Raw genomic sequence first — 18,319 nt, 5'->3', positions numbered from 1 at the left:
GATGACCCTCTCCTTTACCGCCCGACTCTGGCGGCGCTGTTTGTTGTTTGGGGTTTTACTGTTTGCCGCACCGACATGGGCGGCGCAAATCCTGCTGACCGCCGACGAAGACGGCCCGGGCGTACAAGCATTCGTCCAGGCCCTGAGCGAACAGCGCCCCGAAGACCATGTGCAGTTCACCCCGCTCAAAGACCTTCCCGCCCCCGCGCACTTGCCGGCCAGTACCCGTCTGATCCTGCTGGACCTGCCCAGCCTCGACTGGCGCCTGCAGGACACCCAGGGCCCGCCGACCCTGGTGCTGCGCATCAGCCGCCTGCAAGCCCGCCAGCGCCTGGGTGACAGCGTGCCCCCCAAGATCAGCCTGTTGTGGAGCGACCCGCCACTGGACCGCCAACTGCGCCTGATCACCGGCATCCTGCCCCAGGCCCGGCGCATCGGTGTGCTCTATGGGATCGACAGCGAATTCCTGCTCCGCGAGTTGCGCCAGCATGCGGCGCCGATGGGGCTGGAGATCGTGCCCCAGCTTTGGGACAACACTAACGACAGTCGTCCGCTGCAAAGCCTGTTCAAGAGCAGCGACGTCTTGCTGGGGCTGGATGATCCCCAGCTGTACAACCCGAAAACCGCGAAAAACCTGCTGCTCAGCAGCTACGCCAGGCAGTTGCCACTGGTCGGGCCCAACGCCGGGTTCGTCAAGGCCGGCAGCCTGGCCAGCACCTACAGCGATCAGGCCGACTGGCTGGATGTACTCGACCGGCTGCTGGACCATGCGCCCGCCAACTGGCCGCGCTCGTTGTACCCGGAACGCTTCAAAGTCGTGGGCAACCCGCAGGTTGCGCGCTCACTGGGGATCGAACAGGTGGACGAAACCAACGTCGCCGCCCGCCTGGCCGAAGGAGAAAAACGCCCATGACATTTCGTCGCCGTTGGGACATCAACACCCGAACCCAGCTCATCACCCTGGGCCCGGCACTCCTGTTGACGCTGCTGTTGATCAGCTTCTTTACCTTCGTACGGATCCAGGACTTGCGCCAGGAGCTGGACCACACCGGCCAATTGATCGCCAACCAACTGGCACCGGCCACCGAATACGGGGTTATTTCCGGCAACAACGACGTGCTCGAAAGCCTGTTGCGGGCCACCCTGGCCACGCCGCATGTGCGCTTTCTGGAGATACAGGACAGCACGGAAAACATTCTGGTGTACGTCGAGCAACCGTCGGAGAAGCACGACCGCTCGCTGTCGGTGAAAGTGTTCCAGGCGCCGATTCGCCTGCAACATATCCAACTGGGCAATGACTTCTTCCAGGACAACATCGCCGAGCCCAAGGCGCCTCGTGCGGATTACCTGGGCCGGGTGATTGTGGGTATGTCCAACGATGCGTTCAGCCAGCGCCAACAGGAAATCCTGTTCAAGGCCGGGATTCTCGCGCTGTTCGCCCTGTTGTTTACCTTCTTATTGGCCCGGCGCCTGGCGGCCAGCCTGTCGCAGCCGATCAGCGCCATGGGCAATGCGGTCAAGGCGATCCAACAGGGCGATTACCAGACGCCACTGCCCATTGTCGATGACTCGGAACTGGGCGACCTGTCGCGCCACATCAATAATCTAGCCGATGGCTTGAACCAGGCCAGTCGTGAACAGCACCAGGCCATGGCCCAGTTGATCCAGACTCGCGAAGAAGCCGAGCGGGCAAACAATGCCAAGTCAGACTTCCTGGCGATGATGAGCCATGAACTGCGCACGCCGATGAACGGGGTGCTGGGCATGCTGCAGTTGCTGGAAACCACCGACATGACCGAGGAGCAGACCGAATACGCGGCGCTGGCTTCAGAGTCCACCGAACACCTGCTCAAAGTGATCAACGATATCCTCGACTTCTCGCGCATCGAGCGCGCGGCCCTGGAGCTGGAGCACATTCCGTTCGACCTGATGGAGCTGATCAGCAGCTGCGCCCAGGCCTTCCAGCATGCCGCCCAGCAACGCGGGCTGGCGCTTGAAGTGCCGATTCCGCAGGGCCTGGACTCGCTGCAGGTGCAGGGCGACCCGACGCGTATCCGGCAGATTCTGGTGAACCTGATCGGCAATGCCCTCAAGTTCACCGAGCACGGCACCGTCACCGTCGAACCGCACTGGCAGACCCTGGACCATGAACTGTTGTGGTTCACCTGCACCGTGCGCGACAGCGGGATTGGCATCTCGGCCGAGCGCCTGGAATTGATGTTCGATGCGTTCCAGCAAGCTGACAGTTCCATTTCAAGACGTTACGGCGGCACCGGACTGGGCCTGCCTATCGCACGCACCCTGGCCGAACGCATGGGCGGCACCCTTCGCGCCCAGAGCGAAGAAGGCCAGGGCTCGGTGTTCACCCTGGAAATTCCGCTGGCGATTTACCAGCAGAGCTTGCCGGTGATCGTGCCGAACGCCGAAGGCAGTGCCAGTGCAGGCGAAGGCCGTAACGTGTTGCTGGTGGAGGACAACCCGGTCAATCGCACCGTGGTTGAAGCCATGCTGCGCAGCCTTGGATTTGAAGTCAGCATTGCCACCGACGGCGCCGAAGCGATTCGCAGTGCCGAGAGCCTGATTTTTACCGCGATCCTGATGGACTGCCGACTGCCGGGCATCGACGGTTACGAGGCCACCCGGCAGATTCGCCAGTTGCCCGGTTGCGCCGACCTGCCGATCATTGCCCTCACGGCCAACGCCTTGCAGGGCGACCGCGAAGCCTGTTTGGCGGCTGGAATGAACGATTACCTGGCAAAGCCGTTCAAACGCACGGATTTACAGCAAATCCTGCAGCGGTGGGTGCAGTAACACGGTGCCATCAGCCAACTGCGACTGGCGTGAAAGACGAAAGTGCGGCAGTCTTAGGCACCCGAACGGGCCCGTAAACCGGCCCGGTTTATAATTTCAGTGCACAAGTGTACATTCATGACCTTGACGCTGTGACTTTCACTACAACGCAATAGTCTATGTGTAGGCTGCCGATATGAGGCATGAACGCTTCAGTCGGCCGGGAAGATTTGCCCTGCCCTGCCGCATGGGATTATTGAGGAGCTCGCATGACCAAACAAAACGCCTTTACTCGGGAAGACCTGCTGCGCTGCAGTCGCGGTGAGCTGTTCGGCCCAGGTAACGCGCAACTGCCCGCCCCGAACATGCTGATGGTGGATCGCATCACCCATATCAGTGAAGAGGGTGGCAAGTACGGCAAAGGTGAATTGGTCGCCGAGCTGGATATCACCCCTGACCTGTGGTTTTTCGCCTGCCATTTCGAAGGCGATCCGGTGATGCCGGGCTGCCTGGGCCTCGACGCCATGTGGCAGCTGGTTGGCTTCTACCTGGGCTGGCAAGGCCTGCCGGGCCGCGGTCGCGCCCTGGGTTCGGGCGAAGTGAAGTTCTTTGGCCAGGTCTTGCCGACCGCCAAGAAAGTCACCTACAACATTCAAATCAAGCGCGTCCTCAAGGGCAAGCTGAACCTGGCCATTGCCGATGGTTCGGTGACTGTCGACGGTCGCGAGATTTATACTGCCGAAGGCCTTCGGGTCGGCGTATTCACTTCCACTGACAACTTTTAAGGGTTATCCGCATGCGCCGCGTCGTTATCACTGGTCTGGGCATCGTTTCGTGCCTGGGCAATGACAAAGAGACCGTCTCCGCTAACCTGCGTGCAAGTCGCCCTGGCATCCGCTTTAACCCGGAATATGCCGAAATGGGTCTGCGTAGCCAGGTTTCCGGCTCCATCGACCTGCCCCTCGAAGAGCTGATTGATCGCAAGATCTATCGCTTCGTCGGCCACGCAGCCGCTTACGCCTACCTGGCCATGAAGGACGCGATCACCGATTCCGGCCTGAGCGAAGACCAGGTGTCCAACGTACGTACCGGCCTGATCGCCGGTTCCGGTGGCGCGTCGACCTTGAACCAGATGGAAGCGCTGGACATCCTGCGCGAGAAAGGCGTCAAGCGTGTTGGCCCGTACCGCGTCACGCGGACCATGGGCAGCACCGTTTCCGCTTGCCTGGCCACGCCGTTCAAGATCAAGGGCGTGAACTACTCGATCTCCTCCGCTTGCGCCACCAGTGCTCACTGCATCGGTACCGCGGTTGAGCAGATCCAGCTGGGCAAGCAAGACATCGTGTTTGCTGGTGGCGGTGAAGAAGAACATTGGAGCCAGTCGTTCCTGTTCGACGCCATGGGCGCATTGTCGACCCAGTACAACGAAACCCCGGAAAAAGCCTCCCGCGCCTATGACAAGAACCGTGATGGTTTCGTCATTGCTGGCGGTGGCGGCATGGTGGTGGTCGAGGAGCTGGAACACGCCCTGGCCCGTGGTGCGAAGATCTACGCGGAAATCGTTGGCTACGGCGCGACGTCCGACGGCTACGACATGGTTGCGCCAAGCGGCGAAGGCGCCATCCGCTGCATGCAGATGGCCATGTCCACCGTTGATACTCCGATCGACTACCTGAACACCCACGGTACTTCGACTCCGGTCGGCGACTCCAAGGAAATGGAAGGCGTGCGTGCGGTATTCGGCGAAAAGGCTCCGGCGATCAGCTCTACCAAGAGCCTGTCGGGCCACTCCCTGGGCGCCGCTGGCGTTCACGAAGCGATCTACTGCCTGCTGATGATGGAAGGCAACTTCATGGCAGGTTCTGCCAACATCGAGGAACTGGACCCGGATGTGGCTGACATGCCGATCCTGACCAAGACTCGTGAAGATGCGACCATCAACACCGTGATGAGCAACAGCTTTGGCTTTGGTGGCACTAACGCTACCTTGGTGCTGAAACGCTGGCAGGGTAAGTAAGCTTCCCGCGGCTTGATCGTCTGAAAACGCCCCGACTGGTTCGGGGCGTTTTTTTTTGCCTCGGTTGTTGGGTGTATATCCGTTATTTGGAGGATGGCTGGTATTGGTTCCGCTCTTACAGCGGGTCACTTTTGAAAGGAGCCCAAAAGTAACCAAAAGGCTCTTGCCCCACCACTCGGCACCTCGCTTGGGCTCGGTGTGCCCTCACTCCGGCTTTGGAGCGTGGGCCGCCGCGATGGGCCATCCTTGGCCCAGCGCGGCTAACCCGGCGTCCTGCCGGGTTACCCACGCTCCAAAGCCTGCGTTCGGCCAGCGTGGTTTAACGGGGCGCCTAAGATCAAGATCAAAAGCAGATCAAGAGCACAGCGGCCTCCCGGCCGGCTTGAGTGTTTTAGAGCAACAGCAAAAGCTAAAGCGGGCACGGTCCAAATGTGGGAGCGGGCTTGCTCGCGAAGGCCGTTAACGATGACGCTGGCATCCTGAATGAACGCGGCGCCCTCAGGTTTTTCGCGAGCAAGCTCGCTCCTACAGAGAAGCAAGCCGGCCGGTAGGCCGCTGTGCTCTGCTTTTGATCTGCTGTTGATCTTGATCTGACTGCCCCATTCAGCCCGAGGCCGAACGCAGGTATTGCGGAGCGGGTAAACCGGCAGGACGCCGGTTTACCCGCGCCGGGCCATGGATGGCCCGTCGCGGCGGCCCGCTTCGCTGTGCCGGAGTGAGGGAACGCCGAGCCACAGCGAGGCGCCGACAGGCGGGGCAGAGCGTTTTGGTTTCTTTTGCGCTTTTTTCAAAAGTGACCCGCTGTAAGAGCGGAACCCTAAGCAGCCGTGACCGCAGCAACGGATATGTACACCGTCCAGCACCCTAAACCGAAAACCTAGCCACCATGGTGTTGAGATCCACCGCCAACCGCGACAACTCCTGACTCGCCGCACTCGTCTGGTTCGCCCCGGCCGACGTCTGCTGCGCCAAATCGCGAATATTCATCAAATTGCGATCCACCTCCCGCGCCACCGCCGCCTGCTCTTCCGAGGCACTGGCAATCACCAGGTTGCGCTCGTTGATCAGCGTAAACGCCGAAGCAATCTCCTCCAACGCCGTCCCAGCCGACTTGGCAATATCCAGCGTCGACCGCGCCCGGGTATTGCTCTGCTGCATGGAGCTCACCGCCTGATCAGTCCCCTGCTGAATCCCACTGATCATCTGCTCGATTTCCTGCGTCGACTGCTGGGTACGATGGGCCAGCGCCCGCACCTCATCCGCCACCACTGCAAACCCACGCCCGGCATCCCCGGCCCGCGCGGCTTCAATGGCAGCATTCAACGCAAGCAAATTGGTCTGCTCGGCAATCGAGCGAATCACATCCAGCACCTTGCTGATGCCATACACCTTCTGCGCCAGGTCCTCCACCTGCGTCGCATTGGCCGTCACATCATCCGCCAGGGACTCAATCGACAACACCGTCTGATGCACCTGCTCGCGACCATGCTGGGCAATACGGTCCGACTCACGGGACGCCTGTGAAGTGGCCACCGCATTGCTCGCCACCTCCTCCACCGCCGCCGTCATCTGGTTCACCGCAGTAGCTGCCTGCTCAATTTCCTGACTTTGCTGATGCAGCCCACGGGTGGCATCCTCCGTCACACAACTGAGTTCTTCCGAAGCCGACGCCAATTGGCTCGACGAATCAGAAATACGCCGAATGGTTTCCCGCAGGCTCTCCTGCATGCTTTTCAGCGCCCGCTGCAAACGCGCCGGTTCATCGTTGCCGCTGACGGTAATCACACCCGTAAGGTCGCCACTGGCCACGCCCTGGGCGACTTTCAGCGACTGGGATAACGGCAGCACGATACTGCGGGTCAGCAGCAGTGCCAGGCCAATGGTGATCAGCGCCGTCACGGCAATCATGCCAACCACCCAACTGCGCGATTGGGTGAACACGCTTTGGGCCAGGCTCGCCGCCTGATTGGCACTGACCTTGTTCAGCGTCACCAGCTCACGCAGGGTGCCGGCCAACTCATCGGCCAACTGGTTCATCTCGCCGTTGACGACCTTGATCGCGTCTTCCAGTTGATTGGCCCGAGAAAATGCCATCACTTGCTCTTGGCGTTGCAGGTAGCGCGCTTCCTCGGTCTTGAAGCGATCGAACAGCACCCGCTCTTCCGGCAGCACAATCAAGCCTTCATAGAGCGACTGAGCCTTGTGCAGGCCGTTTTTCAGTTCGGTGATTTTCTGTTCATTCTGCGTGATCGCCTGCGGGTCGCGGTTAAGCAGCAGGCGCAGCGTCAGGGCCCGTACCCGCAGCAGGTCCTGATTCATCTCGCCGACCGCCATCACGCTGGGCAGCCAGTTGTTTTCCACCTGGTCCGACTGCTGGCGCATATTGCCCATCTGCGACAAGGCAAACCCGCCCAGGGCAAACACCATCAGCGCCAGCAAACCAAACCCCAGGCCGGCGCGAGGGGCGATATTCAGACTTCTGATATTCATGTTCGGAATCCTTCCAAAAGCGCTGCATCCACCTGCAGCGGGCTCTTGAAAGATATCGGCGAAGAACGAAGTTTGCGTAAGACGAAAACGCGATATCAAAACGCCTTATGATCGCCCTGCCCCGGCTGTAGCGATTCAGCGAACGGTAAAGCTTTTTTGCGTGAGCAGACGATCCCCCTGGAACACCATGAAACGCCACTCGCCCGGCACCACTTCGTGGTTTTCGGTGAACTCATAGGCCATCACGTCCTGTGGGGCACCGGGCACCAGCTTCTGGGTTACTTCGAATTTGTCGTGACGCACACCATCCGGCGTGCGGACGCCCGGGGTGAAGTAGAGCAAGGTCAGCGGCGTGCCTTCGGCGACTTTGCCGAGCAGTTGATAACGCAGGCCGAATTTGGTGCCCAGCTTCGCCGGCACCACGGTGGTGGACTGAATCTGTTCGTTGCTGCGGCGCAGCACGCGCTCTCCGGCCTGCAACTCGGCTTTCGGGCCATCAAACACGCCGTACTCCACCGGCCCTTCGATACGCACTTCGGCACTGGCGAGGCTGCTGATCATCATCAGCGCCACCAAGGCGCCTGAACGGGTGAATTGCATGCTGCACTCCTTGTTTGAGAAGGCCGCAGCTTATGACGCAGGGATGACGACAGGATGACAAAAACCATCACCTGGCCTTGGGCAGAATCGCCAGGAAATTGTCCCGTGCAACCTTTCTGGCCACGTCTTCAGGCAGCGCATCAAGAAACGGGTCGAAGCTGCGCATTTCCTTACCCAACTTGTTGAAGCGTCCTACGACGTCCGAGCCAAGCATGAAGCGGTCCGGGAAGCGTTCTACCAGCTTTACCCACTCAGGGCGTGGCTTTCCCGCCTCATCCAGCAAGTAAGGCGTGAGCACGCTCCAGGACAGGTCGACGTACAGGTTCGGGTAAGCCTCCAGCAGGCGTGCCAGGGTCGGTAGCAGGAAATCCATCTGCGTCTGGTGCCGATGGATTTCCATGCTGCTGCCCGCGTGAGCCCAGATAAACCGGGTATGCGGATGGTTGCGCAGGGGCTCTTCCATTTCCGCCAGGTACAACGGATTTTTCTCACGTTTGGAGGTGATGTTGGAATGCACCATCACCGGCAGATCGTTCTCCGCCGCCAAATGATAGATGCGGGTCATCGCCTCGTTGTTGGCTCTTGGGGTGTCGCCGGAGGTCAGTGCAGTCAGGTCGTCGTGGCGGGTGAAGACTTCGCCGATGCCTTGCCACAGCCCTGGATTGAGGTCGAGCATGCGCTGGATGTGGGACGCGGCGTTTTTATCGTTGGGGTTGAAACCGCTGAGGAACGGGTGAAAGCGCTGGCGTTGCTCCGGGGTCAGTTTATTCACCGCATCGGCGACAAACACGTCAGTGGCGCTGTACCAATACGCGTCGGCATCGTCGCCTGCGTAATAACGCGGGCGCTTGGGCTCGTCTTCGTGCCATTTCTTGGCCACGGGGATGCCGGAAATCATCACGTGTTCAATCCGATTATCGGCCATGGCCTTGAGCAAGTTGTCCATGCCCGCCGACTCCTGGAAGAAGTCGACGTAATGCAGGTGTGCATCGCTGTAGGCATAGTCGCGGGCCTGCGCGGCAAGGCTCGCGGCGGCCAGTAACAGGGCAATACTCAGGCGGGTACGGCGCACGGTGGCATCTCAAACAAGGGCTAATGAAGGTAGACCTCAGGCCGCGCCTGCGGGTTCAGCGCTAAACAATGGGGAACACCCAGGTGCCAGCATGCTCTATAACTGCATGAGCTTCTTCCTGCCACCCTGTGAGGTTTGCCATGCCTGTTACCGTGAATACGCTGAACGCCGAAAACTTTCGCCACAGCGTCAACATCAATAACCATGAGCTGTTTACCGACCTGCCCAAGAGCCTGGGCGGCGACGATTCGGCGCCCTCTCCCCACGATTACTTCGATGCCGCGCTGGCGTCGTGCAAGGCGCTGACGGTCAAGCTCTATGCACAGAAAAAAGACATTCCGCTGACCGGCGTCACCGTGGAAGTCACCCACGACAGCACCGAAGAGCAAAAGGGCAAATACAAGCTCAGCGTCAAGCTCACCCTCAAGGGCGTACTCACCGACGAGCAGCGGAATGAATTGCATCGCGTGGCGGATCGCTGCCCGGTGCATAAGCTGATGACCACCGCCGAAGTCACCATCGAGACCAAACTCTCGGAAGGCGCCTTCAGCCAGTAGCGGCAACCTCCCGTCGAGCGGGTTATGCTCATTGCCATCTAACCCGCTCAGACTGGGATGCACCATGACCACAGTGACCGTGATTCGCCCGCGTGCCGAAGATGTGGAAGGCCAACCAATCCTGCGCCCGCTGCCGTCCAGGCAATGCCGCAGCGTCGGGCCGTTCGTGTTTTTCGACCACATGCTGCAAACCCGCTATGCCCCGGGCACCGGCATGAATATTCGCCAACACCCGCATATCGGCCTATCCACCCTGACCTACCTGTTTGAAGGCGAACTCCTGCACAAGGACAGCCTCGGCTCCGACCAGGTGGTCAAGGCCGGGGATGTCAGCTGGATGACAGCCGGCAGCGCCATTGCCCACGTTGAACGCAGCCCTGAGGCGTTGAAGGCCAGTGGTTTCAACCTGCACGGGTTGCAAGTATGGCTGGCCTCGCCCAGGGATCATGAGCAAGGACCTGGGCATTACAGCCATCACCCCGCCGCCAGCTTGCCGGTCAGTGACAACCTGGGCGTGCAGATTCGCCTGATTGCCGGCAGCGGCTTTTGCCTGGAGTCTCCGGTGCCGGTGTTGTCACCCACGCTGTATGCCGAAGTGCGGATGCAGACGGCTACGACGCTGCTGATCCCGGATGAGCATGTGGAACGGGCGGTGTATGTGCTGGAGGGTGACGCGCAGTTGGATGGCGAGGTGCTGGAGGTGCATAGCCTGGTGGTGTTGCCGGCAGGCGAAAGCATGACGCTGTTTGCCGAGACCGATTGCCATCTGGTGGTGTTCGGCGGCGCGGCGCTGGATGGGCCACGGCGGATTAACTGGAATTTTGTGGCGAGTGATCCGGCGTTGATCGAGCAGGCTCGGCAGCGTTGGGCGGCTGGGGATTGGCCGACAGTGCCGGGGGAAACCGAGCGGATTGAATTGCCTGGAGGCAAGGCTTAAGCGCTTTATTGCCTATGAAATAGCCTTCGCGAGCAAGCCCGCTCCCACATTTCGACCGCGTTCCTTCAGGAAGTACGCGGTCAAAATGTGGGAGCGGGCTTGCTCGCGAAGGGGCCACCTCAGGCAACCGAACTATCAGCCCTTGAACACTTCATCCAGCAAGTTATGCATCGACTGGAAGGCTCGTGCAGCGGTCTTCGCGTCATACATCATCTTGCCCGGCACGTTCGCGTGCGGGTCAGTAAACGAGTGCACCGCACCGCCGTAGCTCAGCAATTGCCAATCCACACCGGCCGCGTTCATTTCATCTTCAAACGCCGGCAGTTGCTCTTTCGGCACCAACGGGTCGGAAGCGCCGTGCAACACCAGCACTGAACCCTTGATGTTTTTCGCGTCGGCCGGGTTCGGTGTGTCCAGGCTGCCATGGAACGAAACGGCCGCTTTCAACGGAGCACCGGTACGCGCCAGCTCCAGGGAGCAGCAACCACCGAAGCAGAAACCGAAGGTTGCCAGCTTCGAGGTATCCACCGCGGCTTCGGTTTGGGTTTTCAAGTGATCAAGCGCGACCTGCATGCGCTTGTTCAGCAACACCCGGTCGTTCTTCAACGGCATCATCGCCGCGCCTGCTTCGTCGCCGTTCGACGGGCGAACCGTTCGCCCGTACAGGTCGGCGAGCAGCACCACGTAGCCCTTGCTGGCCACGCTCCTGGCGATCTCTTCAGCGCCGGCGCTGACACCCATCCAGTTCGGCGCCATTAACAACCCTGGCAGCGGGCCCTTATGACTGGCATCAAATGCCAGGCGACTTTCATAAGACTGGCCATCAATCTGATAGACCACGGAACGCACGGTGATTTGGCTCATCATTTACTCCAGGTGAAAGGCTCTAAAACGAAAAAACCCGCCGAAGCGGGTTTTTCTACAACGGTGTTAAACCGACAGTTCAACCAACAGCTTGTTCAGTCGGCGCACATAAGCGGCCGGGTCTTTCAGGCTGTCGCCGGCAGCCAGGGCTGCCTGGTCGAAGAGGATGTGCGACAGGTCGCCAAACCGCTCTTCGCTCTGCTCGCCGTCGAGTTTCTCGATCAACGGGTGAGCCGGGTTGAATTCGAAGATCGGCTTGGAGTCCGGAACCTTCTGGCCGCTGGCTTCCAGGATCTGACGCATCTGCATGCCCAGGTCCTGCTCGCCGATGGCCAGGATCGCCGGGGAATCGGTCAGACGGTGGGAAACCCGAACTTCGCTGACAGCATCGCCCAAGGCGGTCTTGATTCGCTCAACCAGGCCCTCTTTGGACTTGGCCACTTCTTCGGCAGCTTTCTTGTCTTCTTCGGAATCCAGGTTGCCCAGGTCCAGGTCGCCGCGGGCGACGTCAACAAAGCTCTTGCCGTCGAAGTCGCTGAGGTAGCTCATCAGCCACTCGTCGATCCGGTCGGTCAGCAGCAGCACTTCGATGCCTTTCTTGCGGAAGACTTCCAGGTGCGGGCTGTTCTTGACCTGAGCGTAGGTTTCGCCGGTCAGGTAGTAGATCTTGTCCTGACCTTCCTTGGCGCGCGCCAGGTATTCGGCCAGGGAAACGTTCTGCTCGCCATCATCACCGTTGGTCGATGCGAAACGCAGCAGGCCGGCGATTTTTTCCTTGTTGGCGAAATCTTCTGCCGGGCCTTCTTTCATGACCTGGCCGAAGTTTTTCCAGAAGCCCTTGTATTGCTCAGGCTCGTTCTTCGCCAGCTTTTCCAGCATGTCGAGGACACGCTTGGTCAGCGCCGACTTCATCGAGTCGATGATCGGGTCTTTCTGCAGGATTTCCCGCGACACGTTCAGCGACAGGTCGTTGGAGTCGACCACGCCTTTGATAAAGCGCAGGTACAGCGGCAGGAAGGATTCCGCCTGGTCCATCACGAACACCCGCTGCACGTACAGCTTCAGGCCTTTCGGCGCTTCACGCTGGTACAGGTCGAACGGAGCACGGGCCGGGACGTAGAGCAGCGAGCTGTATTCCAGCTTGCCTTCGACCTTGTTGTGGCTCCAGCTCAGCGGGTTTTCGTAGTCGTGGGCGATGTGCTTGTAGAACTCCTGGTATTCCTCGTCTTTGACTTCGGTACGAGGACGGGTCCACAGGGCGCTGGCACGGTTGACCACTTCCCATTCCTGGGCAGGCGCCTCTTCGCCTTCGGCCGCCGCTTGTTCTTTCGGCAGTTCGATCGGCAAAGCGATGTGGTCGGAATATTTCTTGATGATATTGCGCAGGCGCCAGCCATCGGCGAACTCGTCTTCACCGGACTTCAGGTGCAGCACGATGCGGGTACCACGGTCAGCCTTGTCGACGGTGGCGATTTCAAATTCGCCCTCGCCCTTGGAAGACCAGTGCACGCCTTCGCTGGCAGCAAGACCGGCGCGGCGGCTGAATACTTCAACCTTGTCAGCAACGATGAAGGCCGAGTAGAAGCCCACGCCGAACTGGCCGATCAGGTGCGAATCTTTCTTCTGATCGCCCGACAGGTTTTTCATGAAATCAGCGGTGCCGGATTTGGCGATGGTCCCCAGATGGGTGATCGCATCGTCGCGGCTCATGCCGATACCGTTGTCTTCGAGGGTGACGGTTTTCGCGTCCTTGTCGAAGCTCACACGGATTTTCAGTTCCGCGCCGCCTTCCAGCAACTCAGGCTTGGACAGGGCTTCGAAACGTAATTTGTCGACAGCGTCAGAGGCGTTCGAGATCAATTCGCGAAGGAAAATTTCCTTGTTGGAATACAGCGAATGGATCATGAGGTGCAGCAGTTGCTTCACCTCGGTCTGGAAGCCCAGGGTTTCCTTTTGAGTTTCCACACTCATGGTCATCAAACTCCAATTGGATGGCAGTGGCCGCGCCCTTGAGGGTTGGCGGCGGGTTGTCATCAAAGTTGGGGGCTAAGACCAGGATTTCAAGGGCGGGCCGTTTCCTCAATCTTGAAATGCGCACGGGCGGTGGCAATCGGTTCGGCCGGGGTGCTTTGCCAGGCAGTAATCGCCACATTGGCCACCCGTCGGCCCTGGCGCCACACCTGGCATTTGGCGTAAGTGTCGCGAAACTGGCCGGCGCGCAGGTAATCCAGGGAGAAATCGATGATTTTGGGAACGCCAGGTGCACCGGTAAAAACCAGCAAATGCAAGGCTGCGGACAGCTCCATAAAGCCTGCGATCACCCCACCATGGATCGCCGGTAATATCGGGTTACCAATGTTGTCCTTGTTGGCCGGCATGCGGAACAGCAATTCGTCCCCCAGCCGCGTGCACTCGACGCCGATCAGCTTGGCGTAGGGAATCAGGTTGAGCAGCGCCTCATAGTTGCCACGCTCATGGGCTTGCTGCAGACGGGTCTTGAACTGATGCTTCATGGCTGTTCTCCCTTGATCGTATTGCCCAGGCCCTGGCTGCCCTTGAGGCGCTTGCCCATGCGCATGAAGGTGCCCACCACATGGGCAATCGGTTGCTGCGGGTTGTCCTGATAGGCGAAGCCGCGGGTGAAGATCACGTCGGTGGTCACCCGGTAGCACTGGGCAAAACCGAATACCGGCTTGTGGGGTTCGGCCGGGTGCATGTAGTCGACGCGCAGGTCCAGGGTCGGGCAAACCTCGAACTCCGGCAGCACACACAAGGTGGCCATGCCGCAGGCGGTGTCCATCAACGACGTGAGCGCGCCGCCATGGATCACCCAGGTCTGCGGATCACCCACGATTTGCGGACCATAAGGCAGCATCAGGGTCATGCCGTCTTCACTGGCGGCATGGACCTGGATACCCAGCACCTGACAGTGGCGCAAGGCTGAAACGAAGCGTGTGGCACGGGACAAAAGAAGATTTTCGGTCATTCGTTAAAGACTCTTATTAGTGTGGATCCGGCGAAATAGACAACCCTGATGAAAGTTCCCTGGAAAAACGTCTTATATATCTGTGAGATTTAAGGAACTAAGCGTTTGGCATAGGCTCGAAAGGCCAGTAGATATCTTCAATAAGGAGAAACACCCCATGCGCAAGACTTTAGCTATTTCCTTGATGTTGGCCGCTGCCCTCGGCCTCGCTGCCTGCGATAAAAAATCCGAGGACAAAGCTCAGGATGCCAACCAACATGCTGAACAAGCTCAAGAAAAAATGAGTGAAGCTCAGGATAAAGTGAACGACGCTGCAAAAGAAAACGCTGAAGCTGCCAAAGCCCAGCAGGAATCGAACAACGCAGCCGCGAAAGAAGCAGCACCTGCAACCGGTTCTTGAGTCTGACGACTTGAACACCGTGGTTTGAAAAACCATGTTGCAAAAGAAAGCCCGCCAAGTGCGGGCTTTACTTTGTCTGGTGCTTTTATCAGCCCAGTAAAGTGCGAAAAATCGGACTAAGCCTTAATCAGCCCAAGGAACCAGCCCCACACTTTGAATCACTCAATTGACGCCCCGAGGGTACGGAGCTCCGCCATCGCTGGAATAGAAGGGAATGCCATGCTACTTCAGAGATAGAACCACCATGCTCGCCCCCTCCCAGCTCTCCAGTCCGGCATCCACCCCACCCGTTGCCCCGCCGCCCATCAGCAAACCGACGGCGCCCGCTCAGCCGTCATCGCGACCCGTTACGCAGCCTCATCCAGCGGGCTTGAATCACAATGATTTCGTCGCGCCCACTGTGCGCGGCATAGCACCTGTCGTCGCGGATACCAACCGCCCTGCCACAACCACCGTCCAATCCCAATTGATTGACCAGCACACGAAACTGAACAAACAGATCACAGAACTGCTAAGCCACCAAACGACATTCCATCGGTTTGTTCAGGTCCAGTTGAAAAAAGCCTTTCCCGAGTTCGAATCAATTGATCCGAATTCAATTCACGTCAAAACCTACCGGCAACAGCCCGAAGGAGACCGCCAAACGCTGTCCCAGGCACTGTTTGACAAGATCATGGAAGTGAACCTGAACGCGCTCACAGGTTCGCCTGACAAAGAAACCGAGGCCGCTTTTTATATCGATGCGCCACACGGTGGTGCTCAGCGCAAGCTCGAGCCCCGATGTTCATTGCTCACGATCGCCCGGAACATTGCGACCCGGCTGCCCATCGCACTCAGCAGCTATTGGAAAAAACCACCCTCAGGCCACGGCCTCCAAGCGCCGCGACAAGAGCAGTTGCTGGCCTTGCACCGGCAGATGCTCTCCACCGAGGCGGCGCTCCGCGTTGAGGATGGAACACTTAGCCATCCTGCCAAACAACTGGTCGACGCCGCGTTTCAGTTTCCCACCCTTGCAGCACGCGAAGGTGCATTTGCATCAGGCAGTCGGCCGGGGGTGTACCCCATCAGGATCGATGACAACACCCCCAATGGTGCGCTTTTAGCCGGTTGCTTCCTTATCACCAGTAAAGACGGGTCGTCGGCTGACGCGCCGTACACAGCAACGGACATCCGGACTATCGCGCTCGACGCACCTAACGGACCGGTTGTGCTTTACACCCCCTGCGACGGTTTCGAAGAGTTCGCCACCCCGGCTGATGCCCGTGAAGCTTTGTTACACCGGATCAATGACGATGACGAGAAAGCCAGCGTGCTGCTGAAAAGTTTGCCGCTGTCGGTGCAGCACAGTCGCAATCCACAATGGGGGAATGACTTGATGTTGGGATTCGCTCCCGTATCGGGGGACGTGGTGGCCCAGGCATTGCCGCTGTTGATGAAACGCCAGGCAGACGAGGTCAAGGAAACGCTGCAGTACGCCTTCACCGCCGCGCCTGACCAAGCAGGCACCGGGAACGTGCTCGATCCCGCAATCGTCACGGATATCAATGACGCCGCCGACCTGTCGCTGCACTTTGATGGCAGCAATGCCATGCTCGCACGCAACGAAAAATTAATGGAAAAGCTCCAGCCGCCATGGCTCAAAGAACTGACCCCAGGGCAGGAAGCACACTACCGGGACCTGGAGCAGGCAGAGCAGTCGAGTTTTGCCCGCCTGAAACCGCTGCTGGAGAAGCTTCCCTCCCTGGGACATTTTGCAAAAGAATTGCTGGTTCAGGCACTGAAAGACAAATTACAAAAGCGATACCCGAAGGAGGACATCGACCCCGACAAGCTCATGGTCTGGGTAACGAGAGAAAAAACCGTCCACCTTGGGCTGACTGCGCTTCCTAGTGTCGCTTTGCCTCCTGCCACCGAAATGATATCGCTGACCGATCTGGCCCTCAGGAACACCTCGGCCTGGGACGCTGGCTCTCCACTACTGTCGACCCAGACAACCTGGAAAGCGCACGTGGCCGGTGCAGACGGAAAACGCATAACGCTGGATACGCAGTGGCTTGAGGAACTGATCAAGCCCACCGATGTGGGTGGCAAATACCTGACCTTGCTCGGTGAAAAGCTGGACCGGAGTGCCACATCGGGAGAGGCCGCCGCATTGCGCAGTGCCTGGCAGCAAAACCAACGGGCGAGCCTGGCCAAGGACGCTTTATTAACCTCCCTGGACCCGGAAGCCTATCTGAACAGGCAAAAAAACGCAGAACAGTGGATCAACGCAACGATAGAGCATACAGATCCCACAAAATGGCCCGTTGTGAATGGATCCTCAATCATCTCCCATAGTGTCATCAGGGATGGAAAGCCGATTCAAGGCATGCTGGTCATCAAGCCGATCGACCATCCATCGTTGGTGCTATACAGCCCGGACGCTCCCGACGGACGTGTCTTCAGGGAAATAGTCAGCCAAGGCCAGCTTGACGCTTTGCTGGCCAAGCCCGAGTGGCAAACCTATATGGACCGCCGAGTCTCGCCGGCTGACAAGTACTCGACTTACGACAAACTATTCATACACCCGGTCAGCATGATTCTGAAGCAGCTGGCAGTCGACCATGAAGCCGGTATTGCACTCAAACCGATCAAAGGCTCCCTCGGCGACCATCTCTACGCGCAAAACGTGGCCCTGGTCGCAGCCAAAGCCGGTGCCCAGTTCACCACGAGCACTGAAGTAGCGGCCCAAAGCGCTACCAACCAGTTGGTATTTGCCGGTGAAGTGGCAACGTTAATACTGGACCTGATCCCTGTCACCAAAGGAGTTTCCGCCGTCAACAGGCTCTCCAAAGCCGCCTTAAAAGCCCTGCGCGTTCCCGGCCGAAGCTTGCCTAAACTACTTACCCAGCCGGGCCGATGGGGCGCTGTCTATTCGGACTTTGCCATGGCGGCGTCAGGTTTCCCGCTGCTTCGAAAAACACCGTTGCGCCCGGTGTTCAGGGCGCCAACTGCTTTGCAGAGAGACGTCAAACTGCCTGAAAACTTACTGTCTCCAAGCAGCTCTTCCAATGCCGGCAGTTGGCAATCAACGTCGTCGTCTCAAAAAACACTTCCAGTGTTGGCCAATACCAAAGCTCGTGACCTGAATGCCGAGAAACATCTGGCCGGCGGGGCATTGAACACCAGAGCTCCCCGAGCGGAACTGGTGTCGATCACAAAGCCGGAGGACCTGAACGTTGTATCTAAGCCCAATACCGTCAGCAAGTTCGTCTTCACGCAAGACAAGCAACTGATCGTCGGCAATATCGACAAAGGTGTGCCGCCAAAATGGTTATCCCACCCTGCCATTGCGGAAATCGGCGCTGGCACTGGTCAATCAGAACAGGTGATCAGCGCAGGCTACATAAGGAAAGACCGCATGGGAAAAACCCACCTTTCCAATGTATCTGGACACTATCTACCTAAACAAAGCGATTTGAAGCCTGCCCAGGAATATTTGAAAAACATGGGAGTGGGTTCGACAAAGAGCAAACTCCCGATCCCCTGAAACAGGCAGCTTGTCCTGACACCGCGCATAAAAAAGCCCCGGAGCATTTGTTCCGGGGCTTTTCGATTACGGCAGGA

Annotated in this window: 15 protein-coding genes; 8 read left to right on the top strand and 7 right to left on the bottom strand. The window is 58.8% G+C overall.

The window, feature by feature from the left end:
• The first annotated feature begins 1 nt into the window (after position 1).
• The 4 genes from AU074_RS14210 (at position 2) to fabB (ending at position 4,807) form a co-directional block, all read left to right on the top strand.
• Positions 2-913 (top strand): ABC transporter substrate-binding protein, encoded by a 912-nt coding sequence (locus tag AU074_RS14210; RefSeq protein WP_076015241.1) that lies wholly within the window; start codon positions 2-4, stop codon positions 911-913.
• Positions 910-2,811: an ATP-binding protein gene (locus AU074_RS14205; protein WP_076015240.1), complete on the top strand. Its 1,902-nt coding sequence runs from the start codon at positions 910-912 to the stop codon at positions 2,809-2,811. The genes AU074_RS14210 and AU074_RS14205 overlap by 4 nt, the downstream gene beginning before the upstream one ends.
• 248 nt (positions 2,812-3,059) lie before the next feature.
• Entirely contained in the window at positions 3,060-3,575 is a 516-nt protein-coding gene (gene fabA / locus AU074_RS14200) for a 3-hydroxyacyl-[acyl-carrier-protein] dehydratase FabA (RefSeq protein WP_003210552.1), read from the top strand.
• Between the two features lie 11 nt (positions 3,576-3,586).
• Entirely contained in the window at positions 3,587-4,807 is a 1,221-nt protein-coding gene (gene fabB, locus AU074_RS14195; protein WP_076015239.1) for a beta-ketoacyl-ACP synthase I, read from the top strand.
• An 864-nt stretch (positions 4,808-5,671) separates the two neighbouring features.
• Here fabB and AU074_RS14185 read toward each other — a convergent pair.
• From AU074_RS14185 to AU074_RS14175, 3 genes are all read right to left on the bottom strand, one after another.
• On the bottom strand, positions 5,672-7,297 hold the full coding sequence (locus tag AU074_RS14185; RefSeq protein WP_076015238.1) for a methyl-accepting chemotaxis protein: 1,626 nt from the start codon (positions 7,295-7,297) through the stop codon (positions 5,672-5,674).
• A 135-nt stretch (positions 7,298-7,432) separates the two neighbouring features.
• The gene (locus AU074_RS14180; RefSeq protein WP_076015237.1) at positions 7,433-7,897 is read right to left on the bottom strand and encodes a DUF3859 domain-containing protein; all 465 of its coding nucleotides are present in this window, start codon (positions 7,895-7,897) and stop codon (positions 7,433-7,435) included.
• A gap of 67 nt (positions 7,898-7,964) precedes the next feature.
• A complete protein-coding gene (locus tag AU074_RS14175; RefSeq protein ID WP_076015236.1) occupies positions 7,965-8,969 on the bottom strand; it encodes an amidohydrolase family protein in 1,005 nt (334 codons plus the stop codon).
• Positions 8,970-9,109: 140 nt separating this feature from the next.
• Between AU074_RS14175 and AU074_RS14170 the strand changes: the two genes are divergently transcribed.
• Together AU074_RS14170 and AU074_RS14165 are read left to right on the top strand one after the other, a co-directional pair.
• Complete coding sequence (locus tag AU074_RS14170; RefSeq protein ID WP_076015235.1) at positions 9,110-9,526, top strand: OsmC family protein; 417 nt, start codon at positions 9,110-9,112, stop codon at positions 9,524-9,526.
• Positions 9,527-9,590: 64 nt separating this feature from the next.
• Positions 9,591-10,463: a pirin family protein gene (locus tag AU074_RS14165; protein ID WP_076015234.1), complete on the top strand. Its 873-nt coding sequence runs from the start codon at positions 9,591-9,593 to the stop codon at positions 10,461-10,463.
• 135 nt (positions 10,464-10,598) lie between these two features.
• On the opposite strand, the gene AU074_RS14160 is transcribed toward AU074_RS14165, so the two are convergent.
• The 4 genes from AU074_RS14160 to AU074_RS14145 form a co-directional block, all read right to left on the bottom strand.
• Positions 10,599-11,327 (bottom strand): dienelactone hydrolase family protein, encoded by a 729-nt coding sequence (locus tag AU074_RS14160; protein WP_076015233.1) that lies wholly within the window; start codon positions 11,325-11,327, stop codon positions 10,599-10,601.
• Between the two features lie 66 nt (positions 11,328-11,393).
• Positions 11,394-13,298, bottom strand: coding sequence for a molecular chaperone HtpG (gene htpG, locus AU074_RS14155; RefSeq protein ID WP_003210561.1), 1,905 nt, complete (start codon positions 13,296-13,298; stop codon positions 11,394-11,396).
• 89 nt (positions 13,299-13,387) lie between these two features.
• On the bottom strand, positions 13,388-13,840 hold the full coding sequence (locus tag AU074_RS14150) for a PaaI family thioesterase (protein WP_076015232.1): 453 nt from the start codon (positions 13,838-13,840) through the stop codon (positions 13,388-13,390).
• Positions 13,837-14,313 (bottom strand): PaaI family thioesterase, encoded by a 477-nt coding sequence (locus AU074_RS14145; RefSeq protein ID WP_076015231.1) that lies wholly within the window; start codon positions 14,311-14,313, stop codon positions 13,837-13,839. The genes AU074_RS14150 and AU074_RS14145 overlap by 4 nt, the downstream gene beginning before the upstream one ends.
• A 157-nt stretch (positions 14,314-14,470) precedes the next feature.
• Between AU074_RS14145 and AU074_RS14140 the strand changes: the two genes are divergently transcribed.
• Together AU074_RS14140 and AU074_RS14135 are read left to right on the top strand one after the other, a co-directional pair.
• On the top strand, positions 14,471-14,713 hold the full coding sequence (locus AU074_RS14140) for a hypothetical protein (protein WP_010166269.1): 243 nt from the start codon (positions 14,471-14,473) through the stop codon (positions 14,711-14,713).
• Between the two features lie 244 nt (positions 14,714-14,957).
• A complete protein-coding gene (locus AU074_RS14135; protein ID WP_143503582.1) occupies positions 14,958-18,242 on the top strand; it encodes a dermonecrotic toxin domain-containing protein in 3,285 nt (1,094 codons plus the stop codon).
• Positions 18,243-18,319 lie beyond the last annotated feature (77 nt).

It is taken from the genome of Pseudomonas sp. ATCC PTA-122608, assembly GCF_001952855.1.
Classification (GTDB): domain Bacteria; phylum Pseudomonadota; class Gammaproteobacteria; order Pseudomonadales; family Pseudomonadaceae; genus Aquipseudomonas.
Note: the sequence above shows the minus strand (reverse complement) of the source record. Positions and strands in the feature narration are given on the sequence as shown.

Coding starts and splice junctions, on each gene's coding strand:
- AU074_RS14210 (WP_076015241.1), top strand. CDS start 2: ATGACCCTCTCCTTTACCGCCCGACTCTGGCGGCGCTGTTTGTTGTTT.
- AU074_RS14205 (WP_076015240.1), top strand. CDS start 910: ATGACATTTCGTCGCCGTTGGGACATCAACACCCGAACCCAGCTCATC.
- fabA (WP_003210552.1), top strand. CDS start 3,060: ATGACCAAACAAAACGCCTTTACTCGGGAAGACCTGCTGCGCTGCAGT.
- fabB (WP_076015239.1), top strand. CDS start 3,587: ATGCGCCGCGTCGTTATCACTGGTCTGGGCATCGTTTCGTGCCTGGGC.
- AU074_RS14185 (WP_076015238.1), bottom strand. CDS start 7,297: ATGAATATCAGAAGTCTGAATATCGCCCCTCGCGCCGGCCTGGGGTTT.
- AU074_RS14180 (WP_076015237.1), bottom strand. CDS start 7,897: ATGCAATTCACCCGTTCAGGCGCCTTGGTGGCGCTGATGATGATCAGC.
- AU074_RS14170 (WP_076015235.1), top strand. CDS start 9,110: ATGCCTGTTACCGTGAATACGCTGAACGCCGAAAACTTTCGCCACAGC.
- AU074_RS14165 (WP_076015234.1), top strand. CDS start 9,591: ATGACCACAGTGACCGTGATTCGCCCGCGTGCCGAAGATGTGGAAGGC.
- AU074_RS14160 (WP_076015233.1), bottom strand. CDS start 11,327: ATGAGCCAAATCACCGTGCGTTCCGTGGTCTATCAGATTGATGGCCAG.
- htpG (WP_003210561.1), bottom strand. CDS start 13,298: ATGAGTGTGGAAACTCAAAAGGAAACCCTGGGCTTCCAGACCGAGGTG.
- AU074_RS14150 (WP_076015232.1), bottom strand. CDS start 13,840: ATGAAGCATCAGTTCAAGACCCGTCTGCAGCAAGCCCATGAGCGTGGC.
- AU074_RS14145 (WP_076015231.1), bottom strand. CDS start 14,313: ATGACCGAAAATCTTCTTTTGTCCCGTGCCACACGCTTCGTTTCAGCC.
- AU074_RS14140 (WP_010166269.1), top strand. CDS start 14,471: ATGCGCAAGACTTTAGCTATTTCCTTGATGTTGGCCGCTGCCCTCGGC.
- AU074_RS14135 (WP_143503582.1), top strand. CDS start 14,958: ATGCTCGCCCCCTCCCAGCTCTCCAGTCCGGCATCCACCCCACCCGTT.